General features: G+C 49.4%; 16 protein-coding genes. 10 read left to right on the plus strand and 6 right to left on the minus strand.

Annotation, left to right across the window (positions count from 1 at the left end):
* The first annotated feature begins 111 nt into the window (after nt 1–111).
* Nucleotides 112–1,224 (plus strand): ROK family protein, encoded by a 1,113-nt coding sequence (locus tag ACTJJJ_RS25675; protein ID WP_426292089.1) that lies wholly within the window; start codon nt 112–114, stop codon nt 1,222–1,224.
* Between the two features lie 36 nt (nt 1,225–1,260).
* Here the strand turns inward: ACTJJJ_RS25675 and ACTJJJ_RS25680 are convergent, their stop codons facing one another.
* The gene (locus tag ACTJJJ_RS25680) at nt 1,261–2,517 is read right to left on the minus strand and encodes a 3-deoxy-D-manno-octulosonic acid transferase (RefSeq protein WP_440703441.1); all 1,257 of its coding nucleotides are present in this window, start codon (nt 2,515–2,517) and stop codon (nt 1,261–1,263) included.
* A 219-nt stretch (nt 2,518–2,736) separates the two neighbouring features.
* Here ACTJJJ_RS25680 and ACTJJJ_RS25685 point away from each other — a divergent pair, with 219 nt between their 5' ends.
* The 4 genes from ACTJJJ_RS25685 to ACTJJJ_RS25700 all read left to right on the plus strand — a co-directional run bounded on the left by ACTJJJ_RS25685 (nt 2,737) and on the right by ACTJJJ_RS25700 (nt 7,349).
* Nucleotides 2,737–3,489, plus strand: a complete 753-nt coding sequence (locus tag ACTJJJ_RS25685; protein WP_188937074.1) for a hypothetical protein — start codon at nt 2,737–2,739, stop codon at nt 3,487–3,489.
* 18 nt (nt 3,490–3,507) lie between these two features.
* Complete coding sequence (lipA, locus tag ACTJJJ_RS25690; protein WP_090156965.1) at nt 3,508–4,386, plus strand: lipoyl synthase; 879 nt, start codon at nt 3,508–3,510, stop codon at nt 4,384–4,386.
* Between the two features lie 384 nt (nt 4,387–4,770).
* Entirely contained in the window at nt 4,771–6,051 is a 1,281-nt protein-coding gene (gene metK / locus ACTJJJ_RS25695; protein ID WP_188937076.1) for a methionine adenosyltransferase, read from the plus strand.
* Between the two features lie 215 nt (nt 6,052–6,266).
* Nucleotides 6,267–7,349, plus strand: a complete 1,083-nt coding sequence (locus tag ACTJJJ_RS25700) for a fatty acid desaturase family protein (RefSeq protein WP_188937078.1) — start codon at nt 6,267–6,269, stop codon at nt 7,347–7,349.
* Between the two features lie 37 nt (nt 7,350–7,386).
* Here the strand turns inward: ACTJJJ_RS25700 and ACTJJJ_RS25705 are convergent, their stop codons facing one another.
* Together ACTJJJ_RS25705 and ACTJJJ_RS25710 are read right to left on the minus strand one after the other, a co-directional pair.
* On the minus strand, nt 7,387–10,500 hold the full coding sequence (locus ACTJJJ_RS25705) for an efflux RND transporter permease subunit (protein WP_440703442.1): 3,114 nt from the start codon (nt 10,498–10,500) through the stop codon (nt 7,387–7,389).
* Complete coding sequence (locus ACTJJJ_RS25710; protein ID WP_426292092.1) at nt 10,497–11,564, minus strand: efflux RND transporter periplasmic adaptor subunit; 1,068 nt, start codon at nt 11,562–11,564, stop codon at nt 10,497–10,499. The genes ACTJJJ_RS25705 and ACTJJJ_RS25710 overlap by 4 nt, the downstream gene beginning before the upstream one ends.
* A 238-nt stretch (nt 11,565–11,802) precedes the next feature.
* On the opposite strand from ACTJJJ_RS25710, the gene ACTJJJ_RS25715 reads away from it, so the two are divergent.
* Both ACTJJJ_RS25715 and ACTJJJ_RS25720 read left to right on the plus strand, forming a co-directional pair.
* Entirely contained in the window at nt 11,803–17,901 is a 6,099-nt protein-coding gene (locus ACTJJJ_RS25715; RefSeq protein ID WP_440703443.1) for an alpha-2-macroglobulin family protein, read from the plus strand.
* 1 nt (nt 17,902) lies between these two features.
* Complete coding sequence (locus ACTJJJ_RS25720; protein ID WP_440703444.1) at nt 17,903–18,418, plus strand: N-acetyltransferase family protein; 516 nt, start codon at nt 17,903–17,905, stop codon at nt 18,416–18,418.
* 24 nt (nt 18,419–18,442) lie between these two features.
* Here ACTJJJ_RS25720 and ACTJJJ_RS25725 read toward each other — a convergent pair whose 3' ends face one another.
* On the minus strand, nt 18,443–19,666 hold the full coding sequence (locus ACTJJJ_RS25725; RefSeq protein WP_440703445.1) for a DegT/DnrJ/EryC1/StrS family aminotransferase: 1,224 nt from the start codon (nt 19,664–19,666) through the stop codon (nt 18,443–18,445).
* Nucleotides 19,667–19,819: 153 nt separating this feature from the next.
* Here ACTJJJ_RS25725 and ACTJJJ_RS25730 point away from each other — a divergent pair, with 153 nt between their 5' ends.
* The 3 genes from ACTJJJ_RS25730 to ACTJJJ_RS25740 all read left to right on the plus strand — a co-directional run bounded on the left by ACTJJJ_RS25730 (nt 19,820) and on the right by ACTJJJ_RS25740 (nt 21,804).
* Nucleotides 19,820–21,106 (plus strand): hypothetical protein, encoded by a 1,287-nt coding sequence (locus ACTJJJ_RS25730; RefSeq protein WP_440703446.1) that lies wholly within the window; start codon nt 19,820–19,822, stop codon nt 21,104–21,106.
* A 79-nt stretch (nt 21,107–21,185) separates the two neighbouring features.
* Nucleotides 21,186–21,476, plus strand: a complete 291-nt coding sequence (locus ACTJJJ_RS25735; RefSeq protein ID WP_188937094.1) for a nucleotidyltransferase family protein — start codon at nt 21,186–21,188, stop codon at nt 21,474–21,476.
* Nucleotides 21,469–21,804 carry a DUF86 domain-containing protein gene (locus ACTJJJ_RS25740; protein WP_426292097.1) on the plus strand — a complete coding sequence of 112 codons (336 nt, stop codon included), beginning with the start codon at nt 21,469–21,471 and terminating at the stop codon, nt 21,802–21,804. Before ACTJJJ_RS25735 ends, ACTJJJ_RS25740 begins: the two co-directional genes overlap by 8 nt.
* A 41-nt stretch (nt 21,805–21,845) precedes the next feature.
* Here ACTJJJ_RS25740 and ACTJJJ_RS25745 read toward each other — a convergent pair whose 3' ends face one another.
* Nucleotides 21,846–22,688 carry a glycerophosphodiester phosphodiesterase family protein gene (locus tag ACTJJJ_RS25745; RefSeq protein WP_440703447.1) on the minus strand — a complete coding sequence of 281 codons (843 nt, stop codon included), beginning with the start codon at nt 22,686–22,688 and terminating at the stop codon, nt 21,846–21,848.
* A 21-nt stretch (nt 22,689–22,709) separates the two neighbouring features.
* Nucleotides 22,710–24,491 carry a fibronectin type III domain-containing protein gene (locus tag ACTJJJ_RS25750; protein ID WP_440703448.1) on the minus strand — a complete coding sequence of 594 codons (1,782 nt, stop codon included), beginning with the start codon at nt 24,489–24,491 and terminating at the stop codon, nt 22,710–22,712.
* Nucleotides 24,492–24,531: the final 40 nt, after the last annotated feature.

Below are 24,531 nucleotides of genomic sequence, written 5' to 3' on the forward strand. Positions count from 1 at the left end.
ATGGACTTAGTGGCAGAAGAACCGAGTTCGGTCATTGATATTCGTAAAAATCGCATTAGAAGCAGTCTGTTGCTGCATCTATATCAATCGGGCGACACATCCATTAATAAAATGGCCAAGTTGTTCCATGCGAGTATCCCGTCTGCAACCGGCATTGTGAATGACCTGATGCGAGAGGGCTGGATTACGGAAACAGGCACTGGTCCTGCAAGAGCCGGCCGCCCACCCGTACTATATGGCCTGAATGCAAAGAAATACCTTACGCTGATCATGGACATTAACCGCCATGACACGCAGCTCTGTATATTCGACCTTCATAACCAACTGATCCTCAAAAGGAAAGTCGACATTCGTCTCGACGATTCGGCGAATTTCCTGGAAGAACTGTTTGAGTCGACCGACGATTTCCTAAAATCCAACAATATCACCCGCAGCAAATTGTGGGGCATAGGCGTTTCGATGCCCGGTCTGATCAATTCTTCGCAGGGGATCAACTTAACCTACCTCAACCTGACGCCTCCGGGCGTGCCGCTGGTAACGCACCTCAAAGCGCATTTCGACCTTCCCGTGTGCCTTTTCAACGATACTAAGGCCACCACCATCGGCGAACACCGCTTTGGCTATGCCGTGGATAAGTCGCAGGTCCTGACGATCAATATCGACTGGGGAGTTGGGCTCGGAATAATCATAAATGGCGAGGTTTTCAATGGGGCTTCGGGCTTCGCCGGTGAGCTGGGGCATATCCAGGTGAAACCGGACGGGATGCTGTGCCATTGCGGAAAAGTAGGCTGCCTCGACACAATTACCTCAGCTATTGCATTGATCCGCCAGGCGAAAGAAGGCATCAGCAGCGGCCGCGCAACGATCCTGAAACAGATCGTGAACGACAATCTCGAATTACTGGAAACCTCCCACATCATTGAAGCCGTTCACGCAGGCGACGAGTTTTCGATCGATCTGCTGAGTACTGTCGGAACTGAATTAGGGAAAGGACTGGCTACCGCCGTTCATTTGTTCAATCCCGAGGTAATTATCGTGGGCGGTTTGCTGGCCGAGGCCGGACCGTTCATTTCCAACCCGATCGAGCAGGCTATCAACAAATATTGCTTGTCGGATTTCAAAAACCCGCTCTCGATCCACATTTCCAAGCTGGGCGCCAAAGCGCGCTTGCTCGGAACGCAGGCTTACCTGTTCGACAACCTGATCGCAAAGGAATTTTCCTGAAAATACCTATACTGATGGCGCTTCTAATGGGCGTCATCAGCCTATTGCTTCCTTCACTTTCTGCATAATCAGGTCGGTAGCACCCGTTCCCGACAATACGTATTCAGCACTTATGTGGCCTGCTTCTGCGGCCTCGGAAGCGTTCCCGACCCAGTTTTGCATGATCTTTAAGAGCTGATCCGTATCGGCCACAGCGAATGCACCGCCCCTTTCCATCAGATCCACCGCTTCCTGGAACCTGTGATAGCCTTTGTTACCAAAAACAATCGGCAAGCCGAATGTCGCCGCTTCGAGGATATTGTGCAGTCCGGCGCCGAATGAGCCGCCGATATAAGCCATATTACCATACCGGTAAAGCGAGGAGAGCATTCCGATATTATTGATAATGAGGTAGTCGTACCCTTCCGCGCTCTGTCCCGCCGCCACTTCTGAATATAAAATGGAACGACCGTTCAGTTTAGCTCGCCAGCCGGCTATTTCATCGGCCTTGATCTCATGCGGCGCGATAATCGCCTTTAGTTTGCCTGTCAGTCCGTTCAGCGAGGGAATGAGTACCTGCATATCCGCATCCCACACCGAGCCCGCGATCAGACACGGACTTTCACCCTTGAAACGCTCGATTTCGGGAAGCTCACGCGCATTGTACGCAATCGCGCGCACACGGTCGAAACGGGTATCGCCCGCGATGCTGCAAGCGGAAATTCCTGCGTGGTTCAAAAGCGAAACCGACGCCTGGTTCTGGACAAACAAATGATCGAAATAGCCGAGCATTTTTCTAAAAAAACCGCCATAAGATTTAAAAAAAACCTGGCTGGGCCGGAAGATGGAAGAAAACGAAAGAACATAACTCCCGTTTCTTCGCAATTCGCGCAGGTAATTAAACCAGAATTCATATTTGATAAAAAACGCAATATGCGGGTTTACAATTTCCACAAACTCGCGTGCATTGGATGGCGTATCGATCGGCAGGTAACAAATAAAATCCGCTCCATTGTAATTCTTCCGGATCTCATAACCCGAAGGCGAGAAAAAGGTAAGCAATATGAAATGATTGGGATAGGCATTCCGGTACGCCTCCATCACGGGCCTCCCCTGCTCAAATTCACCCAACGACGCCGCATGGAACCAAGCCACCGGCCTACCCGCAACCTGTGCCTGAAATGAAGCACGCAGGCGGCCGGGAAGACCCTTCCGCCCCTCTTCGCCTAACTTTAATTTGTGATTGAAAGGAGCAACGAATCTGATTAAAAAAGCGAAAACCTGAATGGCGATCTGATAAATGATTTTCACCAAAGCACTCTGATTAAAAGGATGTTAAAAAAGAAGCATACCACCGCCTATTTTGCGGATCAGAGACCTCTGGTTGGCTTTTTTGCATCTTTTTTCGTTTAAAGAACATAAATGTACAAAAAACCGTTAAAGTGATGTCGGTATACAGCAGCATACGCTATTATTTTGTACTTTCACTGTTCATACGACACATACATAGTCACGGAGAACTATACCAATAATATGATGCGTGTAAAACTTTTACTTTCAGTAACGATTCTGTTTGCACTATCGACAGAAATATACGCTCAGCGCAGGTCTGTGAAGAATGAGGACGCCGAGGAGACCTATAAGACATTTACCTCTGTGGGTGTCACCACTAATACCAACTCCGGGATTCTCGGCGGTGCGGTATTCCGTCAGTCAGCGGCTTTGGGTTCAAAAATGTTCGGAAAGAACGCCTATCGCTACCTGGCACTCGAGCTGGTGAACGTAAAACACCCGAAAGAACTATCCACACAAGATTTTGTAACAGGCGCACGGCTGGTTTATGGTAAACAAAACTACCTGTTCGTGCTTCGTCCTGAATATGGCCGCGAAATAGCGCTGTTCAGCAGGCAGGACGACGAAGGCATTTCAATCAGCGGGATCGTTGCAGCTGGGCCTTCGCTCGGTTTCGAAAAGCCCTATATGGTGCAGTACCAGAACGCCGGTCGCGTTACTACCGAGCCTTTCGATCCGGACAAGTCGGGTGACATTATCGGGGCTGGCAGCTTTTTTCAGGGTTTCGGAAAATCGAAAGTTGTGCCGGGGCTGCATATTAAAACAGCAATGAGCTTCGAGCTGAGCGCCTTCCGGGATAATGTGACAGGCGTCGAGATCGGGTTCATCGCGGAGGCTTTTTCAAGAAAAATTACGATTATGGCGGATGCGCAGAACAAGGCCTTTTTTACATCCGGATACCTGACCCTTTATTTTGGAAGTAAGAAAAGATAATTACCATTACAGATTGATATGATTGAATTGCCAGTAATACCGTCGGAACGCAGAAAACGCCCCGATTGGCTCCGGGTTAAACTCCCCGCAGGCCCCGAATTCAGGAAAGTAAGACAGCTGGTCGATAACTATAAACTCCACACCATTTGCGAAAGCGGAAACTGCCCTAATATGGGAGAATGCTGGGGCGCCGGAACGGCCACCTTCATGATCCTCGGGAATGTGTGTACCAGAAGTTGTAGTTTTTGCGCGGTGGCAACCGGCCGCCCCAACGAATACGACACCGACGAACCACGGCGCGTAGCGGAAGCGATCAAGCTGATGCAGGTGAAACACGCGGTGATCACATCCGTTAACCGCGACGAGCTGAAAGACAAAGGCGCGGAGATCTGGTATCAAACCGTTCGTCAGGTAAAAGAAAATACCCCTGAAACGACCATCGAAACACTGATTCCCGATGTAAAAAGCAACTGGGACGCGCTGATCCACATGATCGAAGCGGGGCAGGAAGTGGTTTCCCACAATATGGAAACTGTGGAACGTTTATATCGCGCGGTACGCCCGCAGGCAAAATATACCCGCAGCCTCGAACAAATCAAACGCACGAAGGAATTCGGGCAGCGCACCAAATCGGGCATTATGCTGGGCCTTGGTGAAACACAGGATGAGGTTTACAAAGCAATGGACGATCTGGCCGAAAACGGCCTCGATATTCTTACATTGGGACAATATCTTCAACCCACAAAAATGCATCACGAGGTGATTGAATGGATCACGCCTGAGATGTTTGATAACTACCGGGAAGAAGGGCTGAAACGTGGATTGAAATATGTAGAGTCCGGACCACTCGTTCGTTCCAGCTACCATGCGGAGCGGCATGTGAATGTGCCGATCTGATCAAGCAGAACATAACTATCACATAGCAAAGCCGGCGCAGTTTGACTACGCCGGCTTTATTATAGTACCCAAAAATTACGCATTGTCACCGTTTGCTAAGTAGCGGATGACCGCAGCACCCAAACAAACAGGCATTTATTGCAAGCGCCGGCCAGCGAGCTGATAGAACCAGTTAAAATCCTGAGCTTCAACATTTACAGGATCGGACGGGAAAGGGATTGAATTTTGATAAAATTGAGGAAATTATTCCTAAACAGTACGATTCACAAAGTCAATATCTAAATGATTACTTATTTTTGCCAACAACTACGAAAATAGAAGAGCTTCTTATCAGGTAGTTCTATCACACATTTAAACTTTTCTTTAACTTTTATTTCGTTTCCAATGCCATACTTATTCACCTCGGAGTCCGTATCTGAAGGACATCCTGACAAGGTAGCCGATCAAATATCAGATGCACTGATTGACAATTTTCTAGCATGGGATCCCACCAGTAAGGTAGCCTGCGAAACACTGGTGACGACCGGGCAGGTAGTTTTGGCCGGCGAGGTAAAGACCAACACCTATCTGGACGTTCAGAAGATCACCCGCGAAGTGATCAGAAGGATTGGTTACACGAAGAGTGAATACATGTTTGAAGCCAATTCCTGCGGTATCCTCTCGGCAATCCATGACCAGAGTGCGGATATTAACCAGGGGGTGGACCGCGCAGCAGCAGCCGAAGATTTCGAATCGAAAGCGAATGCACAAGGAGCCGGTGACCAGGGTATGATGTTCGGGTATGCTACCCGCGAGACAGCGAATTATATGCCGCTTGCACTCGACCTGGCGCACAAGATTCTGCAGGAAATGTCGGACATCCGCAATAACGAGCCATCATTGATCCCTTACCTGCGCCCTGACGCGAAATCACAGGTAACGATCGAATATAGCGACAACAACGTACCGCAACGTATCGATACTATTGTGGTTTCGACACAGCACGACGACTTCGATAGCGAAGAAGCAATGCTTGCGAAAATCAAAAGCGATATCGTCAATATCGTAATCCCACGCGTGAAAGCGAAACTGACGCCGGAGCTGCAAAAACTGTTCACAGGCGACATTACCCACCATATCAACCCAACCGGAAAATTTGTGATCGGTGGTCCTCACGGCGATACCGGTCTTACAGGCCGTAAAATCATCGTGGATACTTACGGCGGCAAAGGTGCACACGGTGGTGGTGCGTTCTCCGGAAAAGATCCTTCCAAAGTAGACCGTTCTGCGGCATATGCAACCCGCCATATTGCCAAAAACCTGGTTGCGGCAGGTCTGTGCGACGAAGTACTCGTTCAGGTTTCATACGCGATCGGTGTGGCCGAGCCTTGCGGTTTGTACATCAACACCTACGGAACTGCGAAAGTAGCTGAAAACGACGGGGCTATCGCGGAGAAAGTAAGCGAGATCTTCGACCTACGCCCGTACGCGATCGAACAGCGCCTGAAACTTCGCAACCCTATCTATTCCGAAACAGCGGCATATGGCCACATGGGACGCAAGAATGAAATCGTTAAAAAATCGTTCAAAGGTGCCAACGGCGAAGAGAAAGAGGTCGAAGTTGAACTCTTTACCTGGGAGAAACTTGATTTCGTAGACAAAGTCAAAGCGAAATTCGCTCTTTAAGCCTTCGCTTATACCACTAATAAAGAGGTCGGCACAGATGTCGGCCTCTTTTGTTTTTAGGTACATTCTCAAAATAATGTTTTAAATATCAACTTTCGACATCATTTTTGAGGTTAGTATTGAATTTAAATCAAGCATTTGCCAATATTTGCAGCCAAACTCCGTTCTCACGGAACCACCCCATTAATCTAAACTGCGTTTTCCGCTTGCCCTCAATGCAATATCAAAAAGTCAAATTCACGAATCCAGAGAAAAGTACGTTTTTCCCCACCCTCAGACAACGGGTCGATCAGTATTTCTCAACCAATGAAATTTGCAAGTCGGGCGGGTCCGGCATTATTTACAAAGCATTGTTTATGCTGAGCTTGTATCTGGTGCCATACATACTGATCCTTTCCAATCAGTTCGGCATGTTGGCCATGGCGGGTTTTGCTTTTGTGATGGGCCTTGGAGTGGCGGGAGTGGGCATGTCGGTCATGCACGATGCCATTCACGGCTCGCTGGCGACATCCAATGTATTGAACAAGATCTTTGGCGCATCCATCTATCTGCTTGGCGGGAATGCCTACAACTGGGAAGTTCAGCACAACAGGCTGCATCACACCTACACCAATATTCATGAAGTAGACGAGGATATCACCGGCAAGTTCCTGCTCAGGTTGTCCTACCACGAAAAGCAGAAATTCATTCACCGCTTTCAGCACATCTACGCATTCTTCCTGTACAGCCTGATGACGCTGTCGTTCCTGTGGAAGGATTTCAAGGAAATTTCGCTATTCAATAAAATGGCTGAATCGGGAATGACAAAGCCCTTTCCAAGAAAGGAACTGGTAAAATTGATATCGACCAAACTGGCCTATGTCGTATTTATATGTGTTATCCCGCTTAGCCTGACGTCCGTTACTTTCTCTCAATGGCTGATCGGCTTTCTGATCATGCACGGTACGGCCGGAATGATTCTCAGCACAGTATTTCAAATGGCGCACGTAGTAGAAGGTGCGGAGCAACCCGAACCCGACCACGCCGGTTGCATTGAAAACGCCTGGGCCGTTCACCAGCTGCAAACCACCTCTAATTTTGCCGGGAAAAACCGCATACTCTCGTGGTTTATCGGCGGCCTCGACTATCAGATAGAACACCACCTGTTCCCTTCGATTTCCCACATCCACTACCACGCATTATCTCCCATTGTAAGAGCTACTGCACTGGAATTCGGATTGGTTTACAATGCAAAAGCCAATTTCGGCAACGCATTAAGCTCGCATGTGAGGATGCTAAAAAATATGGGAACGCGGTAATCCGCATTCCCATCTATACTGAATTCTCCCCATCCACTCAAAAATGCGCCGGCTCTTCGAGCTCGCTATCCCGCGCGACGCGTTCGATCATTTTCATTTTCTCGAAATTTCTGGGCCGTGAGAAGAATGTGTAAATGGCCGGAATGACATACAGCGTGAGCACAAGCGAGAACAGAAGGCCTCCCATGATCACAATCCCCATGGACATCCGGCTGCGGCCTGCGGAGCCTAGCGCCATCGCGATGGGCAATGCACCAAGCACTGTCGCCAGGCTCGTCATAAGGATAGGCCTGAAACGCATTGTTGCTGCTTCCAGGGCTGCTTCCTGAATGCTTCGTCCCTGTTCGCGCAGCTGGTTGGCGAACTCGACGATGAGGATTCCGTTCTTTGTTACCAGTCCGATGAGCATAATCATCCCGATCTGGCTGAAAATATTGAGCGTCTGATCGAAGAACCAGAGCGAGAATACCGCCCCACCGATCGCCAGCGGCACGGTGAACATGATAATGAACGGATCGACAAAACTTTCGAACTGGGCCGCCAGAATGAAGTAAATCAGCACCAATGCAAGGAAGAACGAGAACATCGTATTCGACGAACTCTCGGCATAATCCCGGGAAGAGCCGCTTAATGCGGTCTGGATCGTTTCGTCGTTCAACTTGTCGCGGATGCGATCCATGGCTGCGATACCATCGCCGATAGTCTTACCCGGAGCGAGTGCTGCCTGCACGGTGGCGCTCATGTAGCGGTTGAAGTGGAAAAGCTGCGGCGGGCTGCTCTCCTCTTCGGCTTTGACGATATTATCCAACTGAACCAGATTTCCCGTATTGGTTTTGACAAACATACTTTTCAAATCTAGCGGTTCGTCGCGGTTGGCGCGGTCGTATTGGCCTATTACCTGGTATTGCCGGCCATTCATGGTGAAATAACCAAAACGCTGCCCGGCAAAAGCGAGTTGCATCGTCTGCGCCACATCCTGCACCGAAACGCCGAGCGATTTTGCCTTTTCGCGGTCTATAATAACCTGAATCTCAGGCTTGCTGAATTTCAGGTTAACATCCGTAATCGCGAAAGTCGGGTCTTCGGAAACCTCTTCCATGAATTTGGGAAGGTATTCACGCAATTTCTCAAAATCCGGCGCCTGGATAACGTATTGGATGGGCAGGCCTCCCCGCGAATCCACGGAGATCGTCTGTTGTTGTACCACAAACGACTTAGCGTCGGGCATCGATTTGAGTTTCTTGTTGATATAATCGGCAATTTCCTGCTGCGACTCTTTTCTCAACTTCTTATCTACCAATGCAATGCGGCCACTACCGGTATTTGCTGCACCAAGGCCGGAGTTTCCAGGCGAGGTGATCATCATCAGACCTTTGCGGCCCGGCATGGAATCCATGAGCATATCGCTCACATTCTGTACATAACGATCGGTAAATTCGAATGAAGAGCCTTCCGGCGCCGTCATATTGATACGGAACCAGTTGCGGTCGTCGAGCGGCGCAAGTTCCGATTGCAAGTCTTTCCCAAAAAACCAGATCATCCCCAGCGTAATGCCCACGAGCGGAATAGCCATCCAGCGCATTTTCAGGAATTTCCCGAGCGCATTGCCGTAGTCATTGGTAATTTTCTCAAAAAAAGGCTCCGTCTTTTCGTAAAACCAGCTTTTTTTGTGGGTCTTGCGCACCAGATACGCATTCAGCATAGGTGTCAGCGTCAGCGAAACGAAAGCGGAGATCAATACAGCGGCGGAAATAACGATACCGAACTCACGGAACAGTTTTCCTACAAAACCCTCCATAAAAATTACCGGCAAAAACACGGAAGCCAGCGTAATGGATGTGGACAGAACCGCAAATATGATCTCGTTGGAGCCTTTAATGGCCGCCTCGATCGGGCTCATACCCTGCTCGATTTTCTTGAAAATATTCTCGGTGACCACAATACCGTCATCCACAACGAGACCCGTCGCGAGCACGATTGCAAGCAGCGTGAGTACGTTCACCGAAAATCCCATGACGTACATAATGAAGAATGTACCAATGAGCGAAACGGGAATATCAATTAGCGGGCGGAAAGCAATGAGCCAGTCGCGGAAGAAAAGGTAAATGATGATTACCACGAGAATAATGGCGATCAGCAATGTCTCTCCTACCTCTTCGATCGATCGTTCAACAAAAATCGTGTTGTCAATCAGCGTATCCAGCTTGTAATCTTTCGGAAGCTCCTTTTTGATGGCCTCCATCCGCTTATTCACCTCTTTGGCGATATTGAGGTAATTAGCTCCCGGCATCGGCGAAATCGCCAGACCAATCATAGGGACATTGTCAAGGCGCAATATCGTTTCTTCGTTTTCAGGACCTAGCGTCGCCGAACCAATATCTTTCAGGTGGATAGTCTGCGTTGCCGTATTTTTGACGATCATTTCGTTGAAATCATCTTCGGTACGGAATCGGCCAATCGTTTTCACCGTCAGCTCCGTATTATCCCCCGCGAGCTTCCCGCTGGGCAGTTCCACATTCTCCTTGTCGAGCGCGGATTTCACATCCTGGGTTGTAATGCCGAGCGACGCCATTTTGACCGGATCCATCCAGATCCGCATGGCATATTTCTTCTGTCCGAAAATGCGGATTTCGCTCACGCCCTCTATCGTTTGCAGGCGTTGAGCGATCACGTTTTCGGCATAGTCGCTTACTTCGAGGTGCGAGCGGGTGTTGCTCGTGAAAGTGAGTACGATAATGGGCTCAGAGTTGGCATCGGCCTTAGCTACCACCGGCGGACCGTCGATATCGAGCGGCAATGTCCGTGAGGCGGAACCTACTTTGTCACGCACGTCGTTCGCGGCGCGTTCCATATCCACGCCGATGTCGAACTCGACGGTGATCTGGCTCGTACCCTGGCTACTGGTGGAGCTGATGGATTTGATACCTTCGATACTGTTCAGCTGCTTTTCGAGCGGTTCGGTGATCTGCGACTCGATAATGTCGGCATTCGCGCCCGTGTAGCTCGTGCGTATGGAAACCACCGGCGGGTCGATCGACGGGAACTCCCGCATTCCCAGGAATTTATAACCCAAAAACCCGAACAGGATGATCAGCAGGTTCATCACAATCGCGAGAACCGGCCTTTTGATGGAGAGGGTCGAAATACTCATAGGTTGACCTTCACGGCGGTGTTAGGTTTGATAGCGATGATCCCCGACGTAATGAGGGAGTCGCCGGGCTGTAACCCGTCTATGATCTGGATCTTTTTATCAGTGCGCAAGCCAGTGGTCACCATAGCTTCCTGTGCCTTACCGTCTTTCACCACAAACACTTTCTTACCTTTCAAAACCGGCACAATAGCCTCCGTCGGGATCATCATCGCCGTACGGTTCGCATCGAGATCGGCCAGTACTTTCACGAACATTCCCGGTATAAACCTGCCTTCGGGGTTGTTTGCCAGCGCGCGTACACGCAGCGTGCGAAGGTTCTCGTCCACTTTCGGGTCGATGGCCAGTATTTTGGCACTGTATGTCGACGGGTCGCCGTCGAGGTTGAATTTGACGGTGCTCCCCACGCGGATGCTCGGGCTGTATTTCTCGGGAACCGTAAAATCTATTTTAACAGGATTACTCTGAACAATGGTAACGATGGGCGTACCCGGGGCCATAAATGCGCCTTCGCTGATGAACTTCAACCCGATCCGTCCGCTGAATGGTGCGCGGATCTCCGTTTTTTCAAGCTGCGCTTCGATCACCTCTTTTTCCGCATCCAACACACGGATATTGTTGGAAGTCACATCATATTCTTCCAGGTTGATTGCTTCCACATTGAGCAGCTTTTTCTGCCTTGCTTCTATTTTTTTGCTCAAATCCTGGTTGTAAGCTACTTTTTGCAGCTGCGCCCGGAGTTCGCGGTCGTTGATCTTCGCGATGAGTTGTCCTTTGGTTACGTACGAACCTTCCCTAATGTCGAGCTTCACAAGTCTGCCTGATATTTCCGACATCAGATTGACTTCCTCGTTGGGCAGCACCGTACCTGAGGCGAAAATCTGGTTTTCAATGGACTCTTTACCTACAATAAATACATTCACCGGCACGGCACCGGATTTCGCATTCTTTGCATCCCCGCCCTTTTTCGCATCGGCACCTTTCCCCTCACCGGGTTTTGAGAAAATGAAGAGCTTTCCCAAAACCAGTGCGACGATGATCCCCGCCACCAACATGATCGTACGCATGATTACCTAAAAATAAAATTCGTTCAAGAAGAGTAGTAATTAGTTATATTTTGTAAAAGTAGTATTTAAAGATACTTCATATTGTAAAAAGAGGCAATGTAGATGTTTTATACTTCTGCACGGCAAGGCTTTCCCCGGTTGTTTGCTGAATGACGTATTCCGGCTGCTCAATGCCGCTTTTGGCGCTGCGGCGATTTATTATCTTTATCAAATCATCACAAACCAAACTCTTCACGCGATGAAAATAGCGTACACCACCGGTTACTACCTGATCATCACCATTATCCTATTGTTAACTATGCACACCTACGGACAAAGCCCGGTCAAGAATTACGCCGCAGAATGGAAAAAAGTCGATGAACTCGCCGGCAAAGGACTTAGCAAGGACGCCCTTGAACAAGTGAAAAAAATCTATGGACTTGCAAAGAAGGAAAAACAGGATGCCCAGTTGATTAAAGCGGCTGTGTATATGACCCAATTGCAGACCGAAAACCGCGAAAATAACGCCATTGCGTCTATCAAGGAGCTGGAACAGGAAGTGGCTGCAAGCACAGGCCCGGCGCGATCAATCCTGATGAGCCTAGTAGCTTCGGAGTATTACGCTTACTACCAGACAGTTCGCTGGCAATTGTACGGCCGGACAGCCACCGTAACCTTCGACAAGGCTGACATTGCAACCTGGGGCACCGAAGATTTTCATCAAAAAATAGGTGCATTGTTTCTCGAATCGATTCAGGACGAAGCTGTTCTGAAAAAGACAAAGCTCGATAACTACGACGCTATCATTACCAAAGGCAACATGCGCAAGCTACGTCCGACGCTGTTCGATCTCCTCGCATTCAAGGTTTTGGATTATTTTTCTTCGGATGAACGAAACATCAAAAAGCCTGCCTATGCATTCGAAATCAATACGGCGTCGGCGTTTGATCCGGCTGCGGATTTCATACACAGAAAGTTTGAAACAAAAGATTCGGCCTCGCTGGAACATCATGCGCTGCTACTTTATCAGAAACTGATCGCATTTCACCTGGAAGACAAGGACCCGGGCGCATTGATCGACGTGGACCTGGCGCGGTTGCAATATGTGCGGCAGAAATCGGTGCATCCGGATAAGGACGAGCTGTATTTGATGGCGGTGGGCCATGTCGCGGATCAGTATCAATCGACTCCCGCGGCTGCGCAGGCATGGTACCTGAAAGCGGCATATCTGAATGAAAAGGCGGATAATTACAAACCTGGGGCTGATTCGACGATTCGCTTTGAGCGTGTGAAGGCATTAGAAGTCTGTCAAAGAATCGCCCGGGAGAATCCGGAGACGGAAGGAGGCATTAATGCATTCAATCTTGCCAAACAGATTACCCGCAAAAGCCTCTACTTTTCAGTGGAGAATGTGAATGTTGTCGGCAAACCGTTTCGGATGCTGGTGAAGTATAAGAATTTCAACAAGTTGTTTTTGCGGGTCGTGAAGGCGGTCGATCTGATCAAAAACAGTTTGGAACGGGATGATAACAATGCAAAATGGCCCCGATTGACCAGTGCGCAACCGTTGCGTGCCTGGGAACAATCACTTCCTGAAACCAACGACCATCAGGAACATGCTGTGGAAGTAAAATCCGATGGCTTGCCCTCCGGCGAATACGTGTTGTTGGCCAGCTCCGATCCGGGTTTTAAAAATAGTGAAGCAGTGCTCGGGGCTACGTTGTTTTACGTGTCCGACATCAGTTTTGTCCAAAAGGAAGACGACTTCTTTGTCCTGAACCGTGATAACGGTCAGCCTCTGCCAGGGGCAACAGTGCAGTTGTGGGAAAAAAGCTACAACTATAATACAAGGGCTTACGTCAGCAATAAAGGAGCGCGACTTACTACCGATCCATCCGGGCATTTCAAGGTGCCGTCGCCGTCCCAAAGCAAGAGAGACAAGCAACGGCTGTTCGAAATCACTTATCAGCAGGACAGGCTCTTTTTGCAAGAAAACAACGGCCGCTACTATTATAACGCGGAGGAAACGGAGGATCAGGAGAAAAATACTGTGCAAGCATACCTTTTCACAGACCGCAGTTTGTACCGCCCCGGCCAGACGGTTTATTACAAAGGCATCGTCAGAAAGGGTAACAGTGTGCTCAACGACCAGCGGGAGGAGTTTACCGTTACACTTTATAATGCGAATGCAGAGCATGTTGCTGAAACGAAGCATCACGTCAATGCATTTGGCAGTTTTTCAGGCTCATTCAACATTCCGCAAGGCGGGCTCACCGGTAATTTCTATATACAAATTCGGGATGAGTACAGGGCTGATTTCCGTGTGGAGGAATACAAACGCCCCCGGTTTGCCGTCGGGTTTGATACATTAAAAACCAGTTACAAGGTTAATGAGCAGATTAAAGTAACAGGTAAGGCCTTGGCCTACGCCGGAAATGCGATCGATGGGGCGACAGTGAAATACCGGGTCGTGCGCACGCCACGGATAATCTATCCGTGGCTGGTCAAACGCTGGTGGCAACCGACGGAGCCAATGGAAATTGCGCACGGCGACACCGTCACGGGTATTGACGGTACATTCCACGTTAACTTTAAAGCCATTCCCGACCTGAAAATCGACCCTAAAACGGACCCGGTGTTTGATTACACCGTCTACGCGGATGTAACTGACAGCAATGGAGAGACCCGGAGCTCGCAGACGCAGATTTCGGTCAGTTATAAATCCTATGTGCTGCAAGCCGATATCCCTGCAAAGCTGGATATCAGCCGGTTCAAATCATTGTCAGTCCGCACCGAAAACCTGGCCGGAGCATTCGCTCCTGCGGATGCAACGATCCGGATCGAACGGATCATACCGGAAAAAAGGTTGATCAGGAATCGTTTCTGGCAACGGCCCGACCTGTTTGTCATGACCAAAGATGCGTACACGGCCAGTTTTCCAAACGACGAGTACGATGAAGAAACAGAAATGGAAAACTGGGAGGTAATTGGCGCTGGCGTGAGCAAAACGGTCAGCCTCAGTCCGGATACCGAAATCTCGGTTTCAGATTTTGCGCTTCCCGCCGGTTTTTACAAAATTCAGATCAGCACCGTGAATGCCGCTGGAGAAAAACTCACCGACATAAAGTTCATCGAGTTAACTGATCCGAATGCCAAAAAACTGACTCACCCTCAGTATTTCGCTCCCACGCACAGCAAGGCTATTGAACCAGGCGACAATGGACACTACGCATTGGGTACCTCCGCCGAAAAGGCATTTCTGATCACCAGCAGCAATCGAAAATCGGCGTCGAAGGATTTCTCCTACATAACATTAAATGATGAAGTAAGGAGATTCGACTATACCGCTTCGGAAGCAGACCGTGGGGGCTATTCAGTGTATTACATGTTCGTCAAGCACAACCGTGTGCACACTTACATGGAAACCATCATAGTACCGTGGACAAACAAAGAGCTGAAAATTGAATATCAAACATTCCGTGACAAAACACTGCCAGGCAGCAAGGAAACCTGGAAGGTAAAAATCAGCGGTTATCAGAAAGAAAAAGTAGCTGCCGAAATGCTGGGTAGTATGTACGACGCGTCTTTGGATCAGTTTAACCCGCATCAATGGACGAAACCAAACATCTGGCGCGAACGAATCGGCTTGAAATACTGGGCCGACAACGGCAACTTCCGGTCGGCAGATGCAGATATCCGGTATGCCGAGTATGGGGAATACAAGTCTTTTGACAAAAGATATGATGTACTATTTCAGGGGTTGGGGATATATAGTGAAGGAAGACCTATGAGTGCAGCAGGCGGTGGGCGTTCAAGGCTTATGCGAATGGCAGTTAAGGGCTCAGTAGCAGAGCCCATGCCACAAGCCGCCCCAATGAAGATGGATAAATCAGAAGTAGAAGAAACAACCATCGCGATGGAAGCAGGCGAAGGCAATGACGTCAGACAAGACCAGGAAAAATCCAAAACCGGTAACGGTGAAAACACCCCGCCAAACAATGCGGCTCCACCCATTCGTACCAACTTCAACGAAACCGCCTTCTTCCTCCCCGATCTGAAAACGGATAGCGAAGGCAACATTACCTTCTCATTCACGCTGCCCGAGGCGCTTACCAGGTGGAAATTCCAGGCGCTCGCGCATACGCAGGAACTTGCCTTGGGATATAGTAGCAAGGAGATCATCACGCAAAAAGAGCTGATGATACAACCGAATGCACCCCGCTTCCTGCGCGAGGGCGACCGGGTCAGTTTCCCGGTAAAAGTTGCGAATCTGAGCACTTCGGAGGTGAATGGAGCGGTTTCATTGTCCCTATTTGATGCGGAAAACAATGAGTCTCTGGATAAACTTTTCAAAAACGAAAGACCGTCAAGCCAGTTTTCCCTCGCTGCCGGACAAAGCAGTACCACCCTTTTTTCATTGGAAATACCAAAGGGTTTCAACAAAATGGTTACCTGGCGGGCGGTTGCGAAAGCCGGAAGCTTGTCGGATGGCGAAGAAAATATCCTGCCCGTCCTGCCGAACCGGATGCTGGTTACCGAAAGTATGCCCATATCGATAAGAGGAAGCGGCACGAAGCACTTTACACTTGAAAAACTCCTGGGTTCGGCCAGATCGACTACGCTAACCCACCAGTCGGTAACAGTCGAATATAGTAGCAACCCCGCCTGGTATGCGGTGCAATCGCTGCCCTATTTGATGGAATATCCATATGAATGCGCCGAGCAAACCTGGAACCGCTATTATGCCAACTCCCTGGCCTCGCATATTGTGAATGCTTCGCCCAGGATTGCCGCGGTTTTCAAGTCTTGGAAGGGTACGGATGCCTTGCAAAGCAATCTTGAAAAAAATCAGGAACTGAAATCACTGCTTATTCAGGAAACACCCTGGGTATTGGCTTCAAAATCCGAAGAGGAGCAAAAAAGGAATATCGCATTGCTCTTCGACCTCGTCAGAATGGAGAACGAGCTGAATGGAAGCATGCGCAAATTACAGGAAATGCAGAGCCCTAACGGCGGCTTCGTGTGGTTCAAAGGCGGCCCGGACGATCGCTACATTACCCAGTACATCGTTACAGGAATTGCCCATTTGCAGAAAATCAATGCGCTGCATTCTTCACAACTGGAAAATGTTAATGCGATCCTGGAAAAGGCCCTGCCTTATCTCGACAAGCGGATCAAGGAGGATTACGACAGGCTGATCAAATCTAAATCGGATCTGAAACAGTATGTCCCAGGCCCGGGCGAACTGCAATATCTTTATGCGAGGAGTTTTTTCAAGAATCCTATTCCCGCTGGTTCACAAAAGGCTTTTCAATATTACCGCGATCGTGCCAGGCTTACCTGGGTTTCTCAATCTAAATTCCTTCAGGGCATGACGGCCTTGATATGCCATCGCACGCAGGACCCAAAAACGGCTAATCAGATCCTCGAATCATTGCGACAAACGGCAGTCCGTCATGAAGAATTGGGTATGTACTGGAAAACCAACCAACGGGGATGGTGGTGGCATGAGGCGCCCATTGAGCGCCAAGCTTTGCTTATTGAAGCATTTCAAGAAATCGGTAATGACCAGTCGACAGTGGCGGAGCTTAAAACCTGGCTCCTGAAAAACAAGCAGACTAATAGCTGGGAGAGTACCAAAGCGACCGCGGAGGCTTGCTATGCCCTGCTAATGAATGGAGGCGATTGGCTGGCCGAATCTCCGAAAGCCACAATCCGTGTAGGCAATACCGAGGTCAGTTCAACGGATCAAAAAACAGAGAGCGGTACAGGTTACTTTAAACAGACCATCGGTACAGGCATAACGGCACAAATGGGCAATATCGACCTTATTGTAAATGGCAACGCAGCATCTTCCCAACTGCCCGGCTGGGGCGCCGTCTACTGGCAATACTTCGAAGACCTCGATAAAATCACCTTCGCAGAAACGCCCTTAAAACTCTCCAAACAGCTTTTTGTAGAAACGAACAGCGATTCCGGCCCGGTACTCTCACCCGTACGCGAAGGCGCTACCGTGAAGGTGGGCGACAAAATAAAGGTTCGCATCGAACTGCGCGTCGACCGGGATATGGAATATGTGCATTTGAAAGACATGCGCGCATCCGGCCTCGAACCGGTGAACGTGCTGAGCGGCTACCACTGGCAGGGAGGATTGGGTTACTACGAAAGCACGCGCGACGCCAGCACCAATTTCTTCTTCAATGCATTGCGAAAAGGAACTTATGTGTTCGAATATCCGCTTTTTATTATACATGAGGGCGATTTCAGCAATGGTATCACCACGATCCAATGCATGTACGCGCCGGAATTCACTGCCCACAGCGAGGGCGTCAGATTAAAAGCATTACCCAGCAAGTAATATGTCAATACAACTCATTAAAGCTACCATCGACGATCTGGACACCGTCAGACAAATCGGGATAGATACTTTTTATGAATCGTTTGCTTCGGTTAATACGGAGGAAAACATGGCTCATTACCTGAAAACCGGTTTCAGTCTGGAAAGAGTAGCGTCTGAACTGAATAATCCGTTTTCAGAATTTCACCTTGCCTATGACGGCGGTAAGCTGATCGGTTATCTCAAAATCAACCACGGCCCCGCCCAAAGCGAGCTGAAAGACAGTACATCATTGGAAATCGAGCGGATATATGTCCTCCAAGCCTGGCAGGGACTGAAAATCGGGCAGCTGTTTTATGACAAAGCCATCGAGATCGCCCGCACGCACCAGTACGCTTACGTGTGGCTGGGCGTGTGGGAAGAGAATAAAAAGGCCATCGGCTTTTACAAACGGAATGGTTTTGTGGAATTCGACAAACACCTTTTCAAACTCGGGGACGATATTCAGACCGACATTATGATGCGTCGGAAGCTATAATGCGCCACTCAGAAGGCATCGCTATTAGCTGACTGCCTCTTGAATTTTCAAAACTGCGCTTGCAAAAGCTTCCATGTCTTCTTTTTCGCCCAACATTGCATGTTGGAGGATCCAGACGGCGTCGGTATCGCAGGCCTGTTCGGCCACGGGGCAGAACGTCCGGCTGTAATCTGCACTATCGGGAATGGCGTAGCACATGAAAGTTTTATTCTGAAAAAGCGGCTGCTTGTAGAGCGGATGTGGGTAACCCTTGAAACTGGGCACACCTTCGGCAGCGAGCATTGCCGCAAATTCACTTTTGGGCAGGCCGCCAAACTTCGTCGCGTCGTATTTGAATATATAGATGTGATAACCGTGCAGCGTAATGGTCTCGTCGCGTTTCAGAGGGAATATCCCCACTATTTTTTCCAGCAAACCACTCAAATACAACCCATTACCATTCCGGCGGCGGGTTTGCTCTTCCAGGCGTTTGAGCTGTTCCGTAAGCAGCACGGCCTGCATTTGGGTGATGCGGTAATTGCACCCGGGATTGTAATGCTCGTACCATTGCCCGCCTTCGATCCGCCCAACGTTGCGCAGGGAATGCATGGTCGCGTATAACTCATCGTCATCGGTAATGACAATGCCGCCTTCGCCGGAGGTCAGGTTTTTCGAAGATTGAAAACTGAAACTGCCCACGTGACCAATAGAGCCTAGTTTTTTGCCTTTGTACTCCGCCCCGTGCCCGTGCGCAGCATCCTCTATCACTTTGAGGTTATGTCGTTGCGCAATGTCCATGATCGCGTCCATATCGCAGGCCAGCCCGCCAAAATGCACCGGAATGATCGCTTTCGTGCGCGGGGTAATGGCCGCTTCAATGGCTGCTGGGCTGATATTGTAAGTTTCGGGATCGATATCCACAAAAACAGGCACACAATTGCATTCGATCACTGTAGAAGCCGTGGTAATGAACGTATAAGGCGGAACAATCACCTCGTCGCCCGGTTTCACGCCGCACGCCATCAATGCCAGCCGGAGTGAAACCGAGCCATTTACGCAGGTAATGGCATACTTGCTCCCGCAATATGCTGCAAATGCACGTTCGAAACGCTCCACTTCATCCCCGCAATCAGGGTTGCCCCATTTGCCGCTCGCGACAACGGCTGCAACTGCGTTCACCTCCTTTTCATCGTAAATCGGCCATGGAAATGTCCTGTCGAGGGTTTTGGGTCCGCCGTAGATCGCTAGTTGTTCCTTTTTGCTGCTCATGGTATGGTATTCCTGAAATGTCGTGGCAAGTTTTAATGGAAATACTATGGGAGAAAGGAATCGGGCTATTTCCTGTCAGCCAGCAGCTCGATTATAGTCTTTTTCAACGACTATCCAGTATTTATCCCACAAACCCATAGTCGCATTGCATTCATGAATAACAGACAACTACTTTACGCCTTGCTTGTTGCGGGCATGTCATTAGGCACGGCCTGGGCCATACGCGGCCAGTTTGGGCACGAACAAGGAGCCGCCTGGGCAGGTGGCATCGGCGGATTAAGCATCGTCCTCATCGCAAAACGCAAAGACTGGTATGCCAAAGCATTCCAACTTGCACTGGCTTCGGCTGCCGGTTGGGGCGTAGGCGGCATCATCAGCTACGGCAAAGTGGTTGGTTTTGCGCGCGGGCTCGAATTCGGGAATGTGTATTACGGATTTCTGATGCTCGGCATTATCGGCGGGCTGTTCGGGCTGATCGGCGGCGGGCTGTTCGGCCTTACCCTGGCCTCCTCCCCCGAAAAGCCTGTGCGATGGTCGCAGCTGATCGCGGAAATGACCGCTGGCGCGATCCTATTTTACTATCTTCTGATCGAACAGCTCGGCTGGCTCATGACCCCTCCACGCTCGGAAGCCTGGGCAGCCTGTCTCGGGATGACCGTCGCGCTGTTCTGGTATATGATCCGCCACAAGCAACATTCGGCTATAAGACTGTCCATTTTCGCTGGGTTGGGCGGCGGGTTCGGATTCGCATTCGGCAACTTTTTACAGGTAATGGGAAACGTTTCCGGCATTCATTTCAATTTCTGGAACGTTATGGAATATTCGATCGGCTTTTTTGGCGGTGTGGGAATGGCTTATGGCACTTTCACATCCGAATGGGAAACCACCGACGCACAAGCCTCGCGCTCCGGCTTACTGGCCCCGATTGTTATTCTGACGTTGATTATCCCCTTCATCGTCTGGGATCAATCGTTCAAAACAGAAAGGCTGGTTGAAACGATCCGGAGCTTCGACCCACTCGCCGATGCAGCCGGAATTACAACTTACATTCAATGGATAGCATTGTTGCTAGTGCTGTCTTTTGCCGCCTATAGTCTGTTTAAATATTATGTCCGGGCAAATGCTCCGCTTTCTGAGCTGCGGTACGAGGGAATCCAGCTGTTCTTCTTTCTCAATCTGGGTTTGTACACAATTTACAGCATCCTCATCACCTGTGCGTTCATGAGCTTGTACCGTATCGAGCAATACCTTTACATCCTGAACGTCGCTATACTGGGTTTCCTGGTCAAAAAGACACAGGCTTCTTTTTCCGACCGCGGACTGAACCTCAGCCGCTGGGCGATCAACTTCGCGTTCATCATCGCCATTTTCGCCATCCTCACGGCCGTCGCCATCAGCACGCACGGCGAATTGAATGGGGCTAACAGGCGGTTTGAGTAATGGTACAGACTGAAATTAGTTTACGGCTGGCTCCGTTTTAGTAGTAAAAAGAGTTAGATTAGTATGCAAAAAAATTCGAATGGACGCGCTGTCAGACATTGTTCAAATATTGAAAAAGCTAAAACCGGAGCTTGTGGATAAATATCACGTAAGTTCCATCGGCCTGTTCGGCTCAATCGTTCGGGATGATTTTACCGTGAGCAGCGACGTCGATATTATTGTGGATTTCAGCCAACCAGTGGGTGTCGAATTCATTGAGCTCGCCGACTTGATCGAAGACCGCATTGGCAAATCTGTCGACTTGGTTTCTAAAAATGGAGTTAAACCGAGATACTATGAAGAAATCGCTCCCGAAATAATCTATGTCTAGCCGCAAATCGTCACTACTGATTCAGGACATTCTTGAGAGCGGGAAAAAAATCCTTACTTACACGCAGGATCAATCATTTGACGAGTTCATCAACGATGATAAGACGATTGACGCCGTAATCAGAAACTTCGAAATAATTGGCGAAGCCGCGAATCGCTTACCAGAGGAATTCAGAGATCTGCATTCAACTATTGACTGGCATAAGATCAGGGGTTTCAGAAACCGAATCGTCCACGACTATTTTGGTATCGACTATGCGATTGTCTGGGAGATCAAAACCAACTATTTACCTCATTTGCTGGAAGAATTAAGCACTTTACATTTATAATCAAAAAGCCACTCCGGTTTTTCCCGGAATGGCTTTTGTTTTCATCGGTGCAGCCCAAGCTCACGTAACCCCCGGATCATCTTCTCCGGTTCATCGGTCTGGATGATATTGGCTCCTTGTTTCGTGAGGTTTTTCAACGTTTCGCTGACATTGCCTTTTCTGATTTCTTCGTCCGGAGCGCCCAATGCATTGATCCAGATCCTCGCACCCTTGTTCCTGATCAGGCTGGTGACTTCGGGCGTGTAGAATTTCGAATCGATATGTATAACTTCCGGTTTGAAGCGCGTCAACGCAGAATCGGCCATGGCCTGAGAATAGGCCCGCGGCATGAGCATGTACTTTTTGGAAGCCGCATCGACTTTCGAAAGAATTTCATAGTCGCTATCGAAGAAGAACACAAATTCCCTGCCATCGGCTTTTTTCACCACCTCAATTACCTTATCGATTTGTTCCGTTTTCAGGTCAAGATCGACGAGAATGCGCCCTTTGGCCACTTGTAAGGCTTCCTCCAACGTGGGAATTGTTTCTTCCGTCACTTTACCATTCGAAAGGAGCCGTAATTTCCGGAGTTCATCGAAAGTCTGTGTTTCAAGATTGCCTTTACCCGTTGTCGTACGATCAACCTTGCCGTCGTGCATGAGCATTGGAATACCATCTTTACTTACTTTCACATCAATTTCTACAATATCGACGCCCAATCTGATTGCTTCCCTGATCGCAGGCAGCGAGTTTTCGGGTAGTTGATGGTGCACCGCGCGGTGCGATGCAACCAGCACATTTTTCGACGTTGGGTCCAAAAATTCCTTTCTGATCGGTCGGACTTGCGCATTGGTTTTAAAAACAACAAATAGTAATAGAATCGCGGATACTGTAATGCGGGTCATTATAATTGAAATTATGAAATACTACTTCGTAATCGTCAGCTGGTCCTTGATCTCGCCCTCGGGATTGTAACATTTGTAATGCAGCGTGTTTCCCTTGATGGATATGTGCTGATAAAGCGGGCCGTCTTTATATCTTACCAGGGCATAATCCTCCTTCGGCCAGCGCACCTGCTTGCCGGGAATGCTGATAGACATCAGGTAAATCGTCCCCTTCGCCGGGCTGGCAACTTCTTTTTCATTAAACATCGGCTTGGTGCGCAGGTAGTAATGCATGTGCCCGCTCATGACCATATCCACGTGGTATTTGTCAAAAAGCGTACACCACTCGCGCTTGATCTCGTCATACGGCTCCTCGAAGTTGTAGGGCGGAAAATGGAACATCGCAAACTTCCATTTGGCTTTCGAATTCCTAAGCTGATTTTCAACCCACGCACTTTGCTGAGGCACCGAAAGCGTGGCGTCAATCATCAGGAACAATGCATCCTGATAATTGAATGCATAGGTCATTTCAGAAGGCTGGCCCGATGGGCCGTTTTCCGGCAGGCTGAACATCTCTTTGTACATCGCTGCACCCAGGCCATCCTGGCTATCGTGATTACCAGGCACCGGCATCAATGGCCGTGTGCTGAACGTCGGGCCGGCGTGTGCCCAAAGCTGGTCCCAATCGTCGCGGTGCAAGCCGGTTGTTACCAGGTCGCCGGCGATCGAGAAGAAAGCGGTTTCAGGATGCCGTTTGATCGATTTTTGCGCCATATCACCCCAGATAGGTGAATAATGCGTGTCGCCGAACCAGATGAACGAGAACTCTTTCACACGGTCGGAGGCAGTTTGGAACGACGCCGGCGCCGACCATTGCAATTGCCCTGTACCGATCGAGTAATAGTACAGAGAGCCCGGGCTCAGCCCTTTAAGCTGCGCGGTAAAGCGGTTTACGAACCGGTCGTTCTGCAAAAGCCTGTCCTCCATATTGAATGCAGAAGCATCCGTAAAAAGCGTGTCGGAAGCACCTGGTTTCCAATATTTCACTTTGCTTCTGAGCACCTTGGGACTGGTTCGCCATTGGATATTCGCCGTGGTGGCGGGGTCGCCGCTCCATGTCATGACCACCTGGTCGGGCTTTTCAGAGGAAGGCGTCGAAGTCCTTCTGAATGCATTTACTAAATGCGCCTCGCGCGCGCGTCCCCGCACGGTCGTGAGGAGCGTCTGGCCTTTCAACTCCTCGGGAACTTCGGTCAATACCAACCCATCCCAGTCATGGTAGGTAAATGCCCCCTTTTGCAATGTGCTTAATGCATACTGTGCGGGGATGACATTCGAAACGGTCAATTTTTCGGCCTTGTCGAGCGGCGCCACGCTGATGAAATAAACCGGCCGGTCTTTGTCAAAACCATTGATACCAAGCCCGACCTCCCCTTTTTCGAAATCTTTCTGCCATACCTCGTAAGTATATTCTTCGTTTTTAACGAGCATCTGTGTTTTCCGGAACCCGCTTTTTTGTATCCAGAAAGGCGGCACGGCTTGGCCGGTATGCCGCATCAGTGACACTCTTACGGGCACACTCACTTCGAAAGTCCAGAAACGCGTCGCCAGCGTTTCCTTGTCACGCTCGCTGAGAACGCTCAGAATATACGCATCAGAAATCGTATCGAGCTGCGTCGGTGTAAGAGTTGCATACAACCTGGTCACCGCACGATCGATCACCTCCTTCACCGTTCTCTCGGGTTGTTCACCGCTTAGCGCGTAAAAAGACATCCAAACAGGGCATAGCAAGGCCCACCAGCGCATTCTTTTGTTTTTGATCATGGCTATTTTAAGTTTCCCGTCAGGTATAGATACATCTATT

Source organism: Dyadobacter sp. 22481 (assembly GCF_052044875.1).
GTDB classification, from domain to species: Bacteria; Bacteroidota; Bacteroidia; order Cytophagales; family Spirosomataceae; genus Dyadobacter; species Dyadobacter endophyticus.